Annotated in this window: 13 protein-coding genes; 5 read left to right on the top strand and 8 right to left on the bottom strand. The window is 41.5% G+C overall.

Annotation, left to right across the window (positions count from 1 at the left end; translation table 11 throughout):
* Complete coding sequence (locus EGN73_RS18555) at positions 1-1,056, bottom strand: hypothetical protein (RefSeq protein WP_009034390.1); 1,056 nt, start codon at positions 1,054-1,056, stop codon at positions 1-3.
* A 172-nt stretch (positions 1,057-1,228) separates the two neighbouring features.
* Positions 1,229-2,569 carry an MFS transporter gene (locus EGN73_RS18550; protein ID WP_014772545.1) on the bottom strand — a complete coding sequence of 447 codons (1,341 nt, stop codon included), beginning with the start codon at positions 2,567-2,569 and terminating at the stop codon, positions 1,229-1,231.
* Between the two features lie 142 nt (positions 2,570-2,711).
* Here EGN73_RS18550 and queD point away from each other — a divergent pair, with 142 nt between their 5' ends.
* The 3 genes from queD to EGN73_RS18535 all read left to right on the top strand — a co-directional run bounded on the left by queD (position 2,712) and on the right by EGN73_RS18535 (position 4,374).
* A complete protein-coding gene (gene queD, locus EGN73_RS18545; RefSeq protein WP_014772546.1) occupies positions 2,712-3,119 on the top strand; it encodes a 6-carboxytetrahydropterin synthase QueD in 408 nt (135 codons plus the stop codon).
* Between the two features lie 514 nt (positions 3,120-3,633).
* Positions 3,634-3,864, top strand: a complete 231-nt coding sequence (locus EGN73_RS18540) for an SH3 domain-containing protein (RefSeq protein ID WP_157466080.1) — start codon at positions 3,634-3,636, stop codon at positions 3,862-3,864.
* A 57-nt stretch (positions 3,865-3,921) separates the two neighbouring features.
* On the top strand, positions 3,922-4,374 hold the full coding sequence (locus tag EGN73_RS18535) for a hypothetical protein (protein WP_219293149.1): 453 nt from the start codon (positions 3,922-3,924) through the stop codon (positions 4,372-4,374).
* Positions 4,375-4,550: 176 nt separating this feature from the next.
* On the opposite strand, the gene EGN73_RS18530 is transcribed toward EGN73_RS18535, so the two are convergent.
* The 6 genes from EGN73_RS18530 to EGN73_RS18505 form a co-directional block, all read right to left on the bottom strand.
* Positions 4,551-4,865, bottom strand: a complete 315-nt coding sequence (locus tag EGN73_RS18530; RefSeq protein ID WP_041779309.1) for a hypothetical protein — start codon at positions 4,863-4,865, stop codon at positions 4,551-4,553.
* Between the two features lie 4 nt (positions 4,866-4,869).
* Positions 4,870-5,505 (bottom strand): HPP family protein, encoded by a 636-nt coding sequence (locus EGN73_RS18525; protein WP_041779601.1) that lies wholly within the window; start codon positions 5,503-5,505, stop codon positions 4,870-4,872.
* Positions 5,506-5,710: 205 nt separating this feature from the next.
* The gene (locus EGN73_RS18520; RefSeq protein WP_219293145.1) at positions 5,711-6,301 is read right to left on the bottom strand and encodes an SCO family protein; all 591 of its coding nucleotides are present in this window, start codon (positions 6,299-6,301) and stop codon (positions 5,711-5,713) included.
* Between the two features lie 7 nt (positions 6,302-6,308).
* On the bottom strand, positions 6,309-7,097 hold the full coding sequence (locus tag EGN73_RS18515) for a formylglycine-generating enzyme family protein (protein WP_219293143.1): 789 nt from the start codon (positions 7,095-7,097) through the stop codon (positions 6,309-6,311).
* The gene (nirK, locus tag EGN73_RS18510) at positions 7,094-8,596 is read right to left on the bottom strand and encodes a copper-containing nitrite reductase (protein WP_246611658.1); all 1,503 of its coding nucleotides are present in this window, start codon (positions 8,594-8,596) and stop codon (positions 7,094-7,096) included. Before nirK ends, EGN73_RS18515 begins: the two co-directional genes overlap by 4 nt.
* Before the next feature lie 143 nt (positions 8,597-8,739).
* Positions 8,740-9,402 carry a Crp/Fnr family transcriptional regulator gene (locus tag EGN73_RS18505; protein ID WP_016255031.1) on the bottom strand — a complete coding sequence of 221 codons (663 nt, stop codon included), beginning with the start codon at positions 9,400-9,402 and terminating at the stop codon, positions 8,740-8,742.
* 242 nt (positions 9,403-9,644) lie between these two features.
* On the opposite strand from EGN73_RS18505, the gene EGN73_RS18500 reads away from it, so the two are divergent.
* Both EGN73_RS18500 and EGN73_RS18495 read left to right on the top strand, forming a co-directional pair.
* On the top strand, positions 9,645-10,085 hold the full coding sequence (locus EGN73_RS18500; RefSeq protein ID WP_009034375.1) for a c-type cytochrome: 441 nt from the start codon (positions 9,645-9,647) through the stop codon (positions 10,083-10,085).
* 113 nt (positions 10,086-10,198) lie between these two features.
* Positions 10,199-11,554 (top strand): cbb3-type cytochrome c oxidase subunit I, encoded by a 1,356-nt coding sequence (locus EGN73_RS18495; protein WP_009034374.1) that lies wholly within the window; start codon positions 10,199-10,201, stop codon positions 11,552-11,554.
* Positions 11,555-11,596 lie beyond the last annotated feature (42 nt).

Below are 11,596 nucleotides of genomic sequence, written 5' to 3'. Positions count from 1 at the left end.
TTAACCGAAGAATTTTCCAGAAGCTTGTCTGGCCTCGAAATGTGCTTTTGCCAGGGCAGACCTTTTTCCTTCGGGAGAGAGGTCTAAATGGCTGCTGCCATCAGCAAGTGTAAAGTCAAAGCCAACTTCTTTGGTAACTCTTTTGAGATCATTGATGTGTGTTTGAGTGGCAAACTCTTCTTTGGTATGTGGGCAGACTGCCATGCCTCGTTTTTTTCCTTCAATTTTATACAAGTTTGCTCCAAGTTGGGCCAGCCTCTGGAAAATGTGAAAGAATTTTCCGAAAGGCATCCAAATCAAAAAGAGAATCACTGTGATGGCATGGGTTACGGCCATAAACTGGTGCGTCCTTCCATCCAAAAAGGTGTAATCGTAACCTATACCCAATCCTGTTACCGAAATAGCGATCAACAAGACCAAGGGAAGCCAATCGCCTTCCAATGACTGGGTTGCGATTACTCCACCATCTTTCACTCTTCTTTTCATCATGATCACTGCTCCGATGATGACAGGGAAAGAAGTCAGGAATAAGGCTTTGAAGGCTAATATTGATATTAGTCCTCCCAATTCAAAAGAGCCTACTTTGAATCCGAAAAAATTGGCATTGTAGATTTCATAGCTTCCGGGCTCCAAGGTGAAATGTATCCATCCAAAAGTCAATGGGACGGTTATGGCAAAAGACAACAGACATCCTGTGGCCAATAAAAAGTGTCCCCACCATCTGGTTCTGCTTCTGTAGGCTATAAAACGCTGAAAAAGGATGTTTCTAAATAGAAGATACACGGATCTGCTGGCATAAGTGATAAAATCCTTGCTGAATAAAAACTGCATACTACGTCTCCAGTAAAGCCGAGTGGGTGGTCTTTGTAACCACACAGAATAACGGTAAGCTATTCCAAAAACGGCAAAGATGGTTCCGAACAGGTAGGCGATAAGCGCTGCATCAAAATTTTGCAGATTCCTGGAACCAATAAACACCAAAATCACCACTGCCAGAGCGGCAATGGTGGCTTTGATAAAGGCTACCCGGTTTAGCGTTTGAAATAATTTCAGCATAGTGTGGTTCTATTAATAATGATTTTGTGAGTATTATAGTCTAGTAAAGAAATTTATATTTTGACAAATCTTTTCGAAAGCCCCGATATCAATCAATTGCTAGAATCCATTACTTTCAAACATTCTGGACATCATTTGGCTTCTTGAATTCACTTTACACCTAAAGCATTTATTATGAAGGTCTCTCAGCTCCTTTTCTATCGTAGAAATACCAGTTGATAACTGTCGCGAGGACCAGGAAGATAGCAAGTATCCAGAAGAAGCCTTCTGCATGGCCAGTGCTCCCGATAAAGGCACCAAGGGCCAAGGAGAATATAAATGGGCCATATGCCGCAATTGCCGCTGTCCAACCAATTACCCCGGCCGCTTGTCTAGGGTTATGCTTAAATATAATAGGAAATTGTCGAAAAGTCGAGGCATTTCCGATTCCTGTGAAAAAAAACAAGGCCATCATGGTGCCCACAAAGAGTGGAAACTGCTCCATTCCCGTTGGATTGACCAATCCAAATGAAAGCAAGACGATCACTCCGCCTAAGAGTCCTACACCTGTTATAGTAGTCAAAACAGCCCCGCCGGTTTTATCTGCCACAAATCCAAAAAGAATTCTGGATGCAGAGCCCACTAAGGGCCCGTAAAAAGCATATTTCAATGGATCCAAGCTGGGGTCAAAGCTGCCATAAAGTACCTTCATCAGCAAGGGGAAGGCAGCTGAAAGTCCAGCAAAAGTACCAAAGGTCATAAAGTAGGTGATGGTACAATACCAGGTATGTTTGTCTCCAAAAATATCCAACTGTTCTTTGAAAGAGGCTTTGATTGGAATACTTTTTAGGTATTTCCAACTAATGATACCCATGATGATCAAAAGAGGAGCATACCAAAAAGCACCACTTTGCAGGTAAATCTCTTTTGAAACCACTTCTCCTGTTGCCTTATCTACACTTTGGAAAAGCTGAGGTGCTCCATATAAGGCTACTCCGATCATGACAGGGGTCATGAACTGGGCTATGCTGACACCAAAATTACCGATGCCTGCCTGAATTCCCAAAGCTGTTCCCTTTAACCTGGCTGGGAAAAACATATTGGTCGATGGCATAAAAGAAGAGAAATCTCCTCCTCCAAATCCTGCCGTAAGGGCAAGAACTACAAATACCCAGAAAGGTGTTCCAGGATTCATCACTGCCAAACCAATCCCAATCACCGGGACAAGTTTAAGTATTGTAGCTACTGTAATGGTATGTCTGCTGCCATAGATCGGGATCAGGAATGTATGGACAATCCTTAAAGTTCCTGCAGCCAGTCCGGGGAGAGCAGCAAGCCAAAACAGTTGGTTATCTGTGAATGAAAAGCCGATACCCGGTAGTCGGGTGACGATAGCGGACATCATAAACCAGGTACAAAACGACAGGGTCAATGCGATAGTAGTGATCGTGAGGGTACGCCAAGCAATTTTTTTTCCGGTTGATTCCCAAAAATCGTTGTCTTCAGGATTCCATTCTTTCAGCCAAGTAGCCATAGTTTTTTGCTTTTATTGGAAGCAAAGGTAATTTACTAAAACACAACAAAAGATGACAAAAGTCATAAAGAATGATGATACAAATGAAATGAAAACCTTTGCATTTAAAGATAAATTTGTCTTTTAAATAAAGGTTTAAATTATGTTGAGTATTACAAAAATTTTCACATTTGAAGCAGCGCACCGGATTTCAGATCATGATGGAGCCTGCAGTCAACTACATGGGCATAGCTATAGTCTGCATGTGACAGTATCAGGAGATGATTTGAAAAAGGACATGCTGCTGGATTTTAAAGATTTGAAGAAAATAGTACAAGAGGAGGTGATTGAAGTATTTGATCATGCCCTTCTTTTAAAAGAATCCGAAAAAAACCTGATTGATTTTGAAAAAATTGGCCAGAAGATTTTTTGGATGCCTTATGAACCTACGGCAGAACGGATATTGCTTTGGATGAAAGATAGGATTGCTCCCCAATTGCCTTCCCATGTAAAATTGGAAGGTTTGACCCTCTATGAAACTGCGACTTGCTATGCAAGATGGAAAGATTGATGACCGTATTCTGCTGTTAGGGATTTGCAATCCCGAACCTAGATAAAGAGGATTTCAAATCCTCTTTTCCGGTTTAGGGTAAAATGAAATTTAAAATTCACGTTATCTGTACCTCGAAATTGCAAATTTCGAGGAGCAAGGATAAGATAAAGTTCTGCCGTCCACAGCTGGCTTATGGCGGGCGTGGTTTTGGTTTTGTTGATGGTGAGAATTGGATGATTACCAGATTGATAAAATAAGTATTATCTATGGTTCTCTGTGAAAATATTATAGGAATTGTCTCAATTGAACTAGTGTACAATGGTAAAAAAGTTTGAAAGAATGTAAATCTATTGGCACAATAATTGAAAATGTGATTGGATAAACCAACAACTTAGCTATGCTTTTAATTTCACAATTCTTATCACGAAAAAAGATTGGTGCCTTATTTTTAAAATCCTTTTCAAGGCAAAAAAAAATTCTATTTAGTTTTGTTGCATTCTCCTTTTTTTTCTCCAGCTCCTTTGCTCAATCCATGTATGTCAGCTCCACTGTTGGAGCAAACTTAAGAAATGGGCCTGGAACTGATTACAATGTGATCAGTACAGTTGGGTACAACAATCAGGTAAAAGTAGTCGGGAATGAAGGTTCCTGGAAAAGAGTCGAATACAATGGGAATACAGGGTATATCAGCTCTTCTCTGCTTAGCGAAAAGCAAGGCAGGTCCTCTCAAAATAATTCATCTTATTCGAATAGGGGCAGTTGAGGTGCAAGAACATCAAGCGTTGCGAGAGGTGCTTCCGGATATACTACTGCTATTGGTTTGAGAGGTGGATTTACCTCTGGAGTTTCTTTGAAACACTTTACCAGTTCGAGAGGTGCTCTTGAATTCGTTGTTGGTTCTCGATGGCATGGAGTTTCCATTTCGGGGATGTATCAGATGCATCAATCTGGAGCCTTGGGAGTGCCTGAACTTTCATGGGTATATGGACTCGGTGCAAGGGTAGGTCATTATGATAGGTATTACTATTATTATGGCTATAGAGGTCCGGGAAATTGTCAGGATCCGAATAATCCGAGATGTTACCCCTATTATAACCGCTATCGTACAGGTGGGTTTACAGCAGTGGGATTACTGGGGATTGGAGGTTTGGAATATAAATTTAAGGATATCCCATTTACGCTCGGCATAGACCTTATTCCTTATTTTTATTTCAACCATTGGGGAGGGAGTTTTATAGATGGAAGTATTTTAGTCCGTTATATTTTGAAGTAGATACTGGCTGTTAGGGCTGCCCAGCTGCCAGCTGTTCCCAGCCGTTCGGGATTTGCAATCCCGAACCTAGATAAATAGGATTTGTAATCCTTTTTCCGGTTTAGGGTAGAATGGAATTAGAAATTCCTTTTAACTGTACCTCGAAATTGCAAATTTCGAGGAGCAAGGATAACGGTTCAAGTTTTCCCGGAACCAATTCTGATATTTTCCCAAAACATCTCGGTTGACTTTGGAATAGCTGAATTAAAATCACTCTTAATTTTCTCTTCAAAATCAATTCCTACAAGGTAAAATGCGAGATCCAGGCTTGAAAAATGGGTTCGGTATTCATCCCGAATCTCTGCCACTTCTCTAAGACAAAGATTGGCTGTGGGGTTGTTGTCAGGAAGGTATGTCAAGTTTAATTCTTTTTGTATTGAATTGGTCATATCCTGAAATTCCCCTGCCTGAATTTTTTGAAGTAGATTTTGAAGTTCAGAGGTATTAGCCATTTGCTTAAAATTCAGTCTGTTTGGTTTCCTTTTTCCAAAAATAGACTTTCTCTCCATATTTTAAAGGCCGGATTTCTTCATCTCTGTATGGATAAACCCTGTTTTTGGATAAATTATTGAATAAAATGGCCATTACAAAAAGAATGATGATACCGGTCAGGATCGGGTTGATGACATAAAAGTAGCCCATTGATTTGATTTCATCCGAACCGATGTTGGCAATCAAGGCAATGGCACCCCCAGGAGGATGTAAAGTTTTGGTGTATTGCATGGCCAGAATAGCCAATGAAACAGACAATGCAGGTGAAAACCAGATCATTGATTCAATGTAAAAAAACTTATAAACTGTAACTCCAATAACTGCCGAGATTAAGCTTCCCAAGAATAAATTTCTGGGTTGAGCAAATGGACCGTGAGGATTGCCGAATAATATGACTGAGGTGGCTCCAAATGCTCCAATCAAAAATAAAATATCCGAATTGTCATCAGTGTGGAAGAGTCCTTGAAGGATGCCTATAGTACTTAAACCTAAAAAGCCACCAAAAAAAGACCATGCATTATCCCTTGGGTTGTGTCTCGTTTCTTTATAGACAATGTATCGGGCTTTTTGGAAGGACTTTTTCAGCTTTTTCTTTTTCATGGCTGCAAAAATAGGCAAATTGCCTTATGTCATGTTTTAAACCATCTTAGATTTCAAAAAATGACCAAGCACCAACCTAAGCTGTTCGGGATTTGCAATCCCAAACCTAGATAAATAGGATTTGTAATCCTTTTTCCGGTTTAGGGTAAAATGGAATTTAAAATTCCTTTTATCTATCCTCGAAATTGCAAATTTCGAGGTACAGCTAATTTTTTGCCACAGCCACAATCTTGTTTACGATCTCCTCATTGACCAATCCAAGCCCTTCTTTTTGGTACTTCATGACTCCTTGACGGTCAAAAACGGAGATGATGTTGGAATGGGAAAAATCTATGGGATTGATTTGTTTGTACTTGACGGCCATGATATTGGCAAAATCCCTCACGCCATCTTCGGTGCCTTGTAGGAAAAGCCATTCCGGGCCTTCCATTTGGTTGTCCTTGGCAAATTGCTTTAGTTTTTCTGGGGTATCATTGATAGGGTCAATACTGACCATCACGTATTGGACATCTTTCATTTTTTTGGATGAAACTCTTTCCTCGATCATGCGCATATCGGCTACCAATCTAGGACAGGCTGTTCTACAGGCCGTATAGATCATCACTACGACCAATGGTTTTCCTTTGAGGTCTTTGAACTCGATGGTCTGGCCATCCTGGGTATTCCATTCAGAAGGAAGCTGATAAATAGAGAGGTCATCCATGGTCTCTTCCATATTTTCAGATTGTTCTATTTGGGTGTTTTCCTGACAAGAGAAAAGGAAAAAAGATAGAAGTATAAGGCTGAAGTAACGCATGACAGGTTTATTTAAATGTGAGTTGATTTTGTGGGCCGGCATCTTTGGCACATCTGAACCCCAGAGTTGTGAGGGAGAAGTTGGCCTTCAGGCTGGAGCGCATGGCAAAGCGCATAAATGCTGCGTAATTCATCATGTCTTTGGCACCGATAGCACCTGCGGCGCAGAATAATCCTGCATCTGTGTTGCCGTTGTTTCTGGATTCTCCGGTCAGGATGATGGAATTGAAGTCCTGAGTCCATTCCCAGACCATGCCATGCATGTCTTGGACTCCCCAGTAATTGGCTTCAGAGTTCCCTACAGTTTTCATGTAGGTTTTGGGTTGTTCATAGCTTCTGAGTATGGATACATTATAGAGGCTGTCTGAGCGGGAATCTCTTTTGGAAGTTGAGGCCATGGCAGCATATTCCCATTCATCCACTGTAGGAAGTCTTTTTCCCTGACACTCGCAGTAAGCTTTGGCAGCAAACCAAGATACCATAGTAACCGGCTTGTCCATCAGATTGGCAGGCGCTTTCAGGTCATTTTCCCAATTGGACAAATACCTGCTGTCAGCAAATAACTTGGTGACATTGGATTTTTGCCATTTGGAGTGATTTCGGACAAATTCCTGAAAGTCCGCATAGGTGACAGGGAGTTTGTCCAAATAGAAGTCCCCCACAGCAGTTTCGGACTGTTCACCTACTCCGTAGAGGGGGGTGTAATTCCCCCCCTCTATAAGAGCCATTTGATTATTTTGGGCTGAGGCATTGCTGATTAGAAAAAAGCCTGCCATCAGTAAGATTAACTTTCTCATTTCTTTCTTCTTTTGTTCACCATTTCAGGGGTGACTTCGGAACCGTTATTCCCCCAGCTGTTGTACACATAAGTCAATACGGCTGCTACCTCTTCATCTTTGAGCTGCTGGGAAGGCATGATGCTGTTGTATTTTTTGCCGTTTACTGTGATTTCACCTGAAAGCCCATGAAGTAATACATCTATAGAGCGATTGACGTCAGCATTCAGATAGTCGGCATTGGCTAGGGGAGGGAAGGCATTAGCTACCCCTTCACCATTGGCTTGGTGACAGGCAAAGCAGGCCTGCATGTAGATTTTCTTTCCTGTATCGATCAGCTCACTTTTGGTCATAGTCACTGGAGGGCTTACAACATTGCCATCTTTGGGCATTTTCTGAATGGTACTTCCTTCAGGGAGATAGATCCCTTCCATGATTTCTCCGGCAAAGATTTTTTCATTTTCTTCACCAGTTACACTTAAGATTCCCAAAGCACCTTTATTAAATGCCCTGAAAATGGAGTGATCTACGAGGACAAGGTTAGAGGGTACATCAGCTTTGAATTCCAGGATCGCTGCTCCACCTGCCGGAACCAAAGTCGTACCTACATTGGAATTGATCTGATCACCACCATCTACATAGACTTTATCGAAAATTTCTCCGATGACGTGGAAGGAAGAAGCCAGGTTAGGGCCGCCGTTTCCAAAGAAGATCCTGATGGTTTCTCCTGCTTTGGCTTGGAGGGCATTTTCTCCACTGAGTCCATTGACGCTACCGTTGAATACCACATAATCAGGTCTTTCGTCGTAAGCTTTTTGCATGTCGAAAGGCTGTAAACCAGGTTCTCCAAATCTACCTTCAGTATAAAAGTCTCCTTGCATCACATAGAACTCTTTGTCTACTGGAGGTAAACCGCCTTCTGGTTCCACGAGAATCAGTCCATACATTCCGTTGGCGATGTGCATGCCCACTGGAGCTGTGGCACAGTGATAAACATAAAGCCCAGGATTGATCAGTTTGAAGGAGAAGGTTTTTTCATGACCCGGAGCAACGAATGAAGCTTCGGCGCCACCTCCCTGACCTGTCACTGCGTGGAGGTCAATATTGTGAGGAAGTTTATTATCAGGGTGATTTTTGATTTTAAATTCTACTTCATCACCAACCCTAGCGCGGATAAATGATCCTGGTACAGTTCCGCCAAATGTCCAGAAAAGGTAAGATACCCCATCTGCCATTTCCATTTCTTCTTCGGTGATTTCCATTTCCATGTAGAGTTTCATGGCTGGTCTGTTTCCAACAGGTGGAGGTACATGGGGAGGTGCAGTCAGTTCTGCTACCATTTCTCCGAATACTTTGGTTTTGCTGTAATCCTTTGTATAGCTCTTGGCTCCTGTGTTCCTAGACTGGCTTTGGGTGCAGGCTGTAAAAGCTAAAGCTAAGATAAAGAGTAAAGGATAAAAATATCCTTTATTTGGGCAAATGTTTTTGTAGTTCATGGTTTCGTATTTTTTTAATTTCATGGATTTACTTCATTGACTTCAAAAGGCGATTAGGCTTTTTGTCACTACAAAGAAAATAGATAAGCTATAGAAAGCTCATGATTGGAGTCAATCCGATTTAACTATTTTGGCAGAAAAATATCTGCGAAATCGCAGGTTTGGGTTTAATATTGTGTTGCAAAAGCATAGTGGCTGATAACTTCTTTCAGTTTTCGGATATCACAGAGCAAAATTGCCCTTTCATGGGTTTCTATCAGGCCATCTTTTTTGAGAGAAGAAAGAACCCTGCTGACCTGTTCGGAATTGGTACCTATGATCTGGGCAATTTCCTGTCTGCTGAGATTGATCTCTACCTGATTATCATTTGGATCGGGTAAGTAATTGTCAGCTATGTACAATAAACCTAAAATTACCTTCTCTTCATTGTTCATCAAGGCAAGACATTTAGTTCTGATTTCACTTTTTCTTAACTCTCTTGAATAAAAGCGCATCACCTCAAAAGTGAATTTGGGATTCTCCATAAATGCAGCCTGCAAAGTTTGATTATCAATAAAGCAAACCTGAGAATCTGTCAGGGTAACAGCGCCAATACTGTATTTTTCCATACCTATGGCGGTATGCCCCAGCATATGGCCTTCACGGGCCAATCGGACTGTATGTTCTTTTCCGTCCAAGCTGGAACTGATGACTTTGACTTTTCCTTTCAAGATAAAATAAGCACCCATCACCAAACTCCCTTCCATAAAAATAAACTGCCCTTTGGGGTAAATAGGGGAGTTTTTGGCAAGGGATAATTTCTCCAGCCATGCATCGCTACAATTTTTCACAAGGCAAGAAGAAGTTATACATACTTTACAATTGACTTCCATAATTTGAAGATGCAAGTAAACTTTTGTTGAAGCTTTTTTTTCTGACCTGCGCCAAGTCTAAACCTGATCTACATCAGGTTTTTTTCAATTTGGTAATTTTTTTTCAAAATCCTATTTGATTTTTCAATTCTGGTTGTACCTTCGTTTCAATAAAAGATAAAAAGGTCTTTTAATACTAAAATATTTAAACCCGGTTATATATGCTATCAAAATCACAGGCAAGGACATTCTTTCTGGGTGGTACGGTGGTGACCTTTCTGATATTTATCGGATTGACCATTTATTCCATGGCTCCTAGCAATGACCAGTCCAATCATCAGAACATTACCGAACAGGTAATTAAAGGCAAGCACATTTGGGAAACCAATAATTGCATGGGTTGCCACGCTATTCTGGGAGAAGGGGGCTACTATGCTCCTGAGCTTACCAAAGTCATCGATAGAAAAGGAGCCCCAATGGTAAAGGCTATCCTTCAATCCCCGATACCTTGGGCACCCAACGGAAGGAAAATGGTTGCTTACGAAATGAACGACGAAGATGCAGAAGCCATGGTTGAATACCTCAAGTGGATTGGGGAGATCGACCTCAATGGCTTTGAGAGGATTGTTTCACCATTGGCAAAAGACAAAATAAAAGACTAGAACTATGAAATCGAGCATGTCAAAAATCTCTTTTAGAGACAAAATGCTGTCATGCGAGATTCCACCCCGATTATCGGGGCAGGTTATGACCATTGTAAACAAAAAACAAACACATGAAATATAAATCACAACAGGTAGCCTACTGGTTTTTTGCCTTATGTATGCTGCTCTTCGCTCTACAGATCGTCTATGGATTTATCATGGGATTTGCCAGAATCGGCATGGATGGACTCCATGACTGGATTCCCTTCAATACCGCGAGGGCGGTTCATACCAATTTATTGGTTGTTTGGTTGCTGACCGGATTTATGGGTGCAGCATATTACATCATTCCGGAAGAAGCACAAAGGGAACTCGTCAGTGTAAAACTGGCATACGTGCAGTTGATTTCTCTGGCTGTGGTTGGGGTGGCTGCCATCACAGGCTACCACTTTAATATCTGGGAAGGAAGAAAGTTTTTGGAAATCCCCCGAGAACTGGATTATCTGGTGGTCATCAATGTACTGCTGTTTTTGGGAATAATCTTAGCTACTTTGTTTAAAGGGAAAAGGCAGACCACCACAGCTTTGGTTATGACTATGGGGCTGGTTTTTGCCGCGCTCTTGTACCTCCCTGGAATGATATGGTTTGATTCACAGGTAACCGACTCCTTTTTTAGATGGTGGGTAGTTCATCTTTGGGTAGAAGGAGTTTGGGAATTGATCATGGGCGGAATATTAGCCTTCCTTCTGATCAAATTGACAGGGGTAGATAGAGAAGTCATTGAAAAATGGCTTTATGTGATCGTTGGTTTGACCTTCCTATCAGGGATCCTGGGTACAGGTCACCACTATTACTATATAGGAGTGAATAAAATCTGGTTAATCGTAGGGGGAGTATTCTCTGCCTTGGAGCCACTTGCATTCTTGGCCATGGCATTGTTTGCAGTCTATATGTACCGCAAAGGTGAGAAAAACCACCCCAACAAAATCGCCCTTTTCTGGACTATCGGAGCGGCTATTGTTTCTTTTATCGGTGCAGGGTTGCTGGGCTTTGCCCATACACTTCCACAGACCAATCTCTACACCCACGGTACTTTGGTGACGGCTATGCATGGACATTATGCTTTTTGGGGTGCTTATGTGATGATTGTATTGGCCATCATCAGTTATGCCATGCCTAATATCACCGGCAGAAAACGACATGACAAAACCAACGGACATCTTGCTTTCTGGCTGTCAAATATCGGTATGCTAGGGATGGTGGTAGCACTTGGTGTTGCAGGTGTAGTACAAGTCTATCTGGAAAGAAGACTCAGCATGGATTTTATGGTGGCTCAGGAAGAAGTCAAAATCCACTTTGTGGTGATGCTGCTTTGTGCTACCATGTTTGCAACCGGAATCGGAATCTATATTTATGAATTTATCAAATATGGTAGGCCTACTGATGAAGCACTAACCAAAAATGAAGAAGCTGTTTTGGTTAGTTAAAGCCTTCATTTTAATTCTCAAACAGGAAAATAGGCCATCGGT

It is taken from the genome of Arthrospiribacter ruber (genome assembly GCF_019343195.1).
Classification (GTDB): domain Bacteria; phylum Bacteroidota; class Bacteroidia; order Cytophagales; family Cyclobacteriaceae; genus Arthrospiribacter; species Arthrospiribacter ruber.
Note: the sequence above shows the minus strand (reverse complement) of the source record. Positions and strands in the feature narration are given on the sequence as shown.

What these genes read in the sequence shown, in the direction of transcription:
- EGN73_RS18520 (WP_219293145.1), bottom strand. Translation starts at nt 6,301, where the DNA reads ATGCGTTACTTCAGCCTTATACTTCTATCTTTTTTCCTTTTCTCTTGT.
- EGN73_RS18540 (WP_157466080.1), top strand. Translation starts at nt 3,634, where the DNA reads ATGTATGTCAGCTCCACTGTTGGAGCAAACTTAAGAAATGGGCCTGGA.
- queD (WP_014772546.1), top strand. Translation starts at nt 2,712, where the DNA reads ATGTTGAGTATTACAAAAATTTTCACATTTGAAGCAGCGCACCGGATT.
- EGN73_RS18530 (WP_041779309.1), bottom strand. Translation starts at nt 4,865, where the DNA reads ATGGCTAATACCTCTGAACTTCAAAATCTACTTCAAAAAATTCAGGCA.
- EGN73_RS18525 (WP_041779601.1), bottom strand. Translation starts at nt 5,505, where the DNA reads ATGAAAAAGAAAAAGCTGAAAAAGTCCTTCCAAAAAGCCCGATACATT.
- EGN73_RS18555 (WP_009034390.1), bottom strand. Translation starts at nt 1,056, where the DNA reads ATGCTGAAATTATTTCAAACGCTAAACCGGGTAGCCTTTATCAAAGCC.
- EGN73_RS18550 (WP_014772545.1), bottom strand. Translation starts at nt 2,569, where the DNA reads ATGGCTACTTGGCTGAAAGAATGGAATCCTGAAGACAACGATTTTTGG.
- EGN73_RS18500 (WP_009034375.1), top strand. Translation starts at nt 9,645, where the DNA reads ATGCTATCAAAATCACAGGCAAGGACATTCTTTCTGGGTGGTACGGTG.
- nirK (WP_246611658.1), bottom strand. Translation starts at nt 8,596, where the DNA reads ATGAAATTAAAAAAATACGAAACCATGAACTACAAAAACATTTGCCCA.
- EGN73_RS18495 (WP_009034374.1), top strand. Translation starts at nt 10,199, where the DNA reads ATGAAATATAAATCACAACAGGTAGCCTACTGGTTTTTTGCCTTATGT.
- EGN73_RS18515 (WP_219293143.1), bottom strand. Translation starts at nt 7,097, where the DNA reads ATGAGAAAGTTAATCTTACTGATGGCAGGCTTTTTTCTAATCAGCAAT.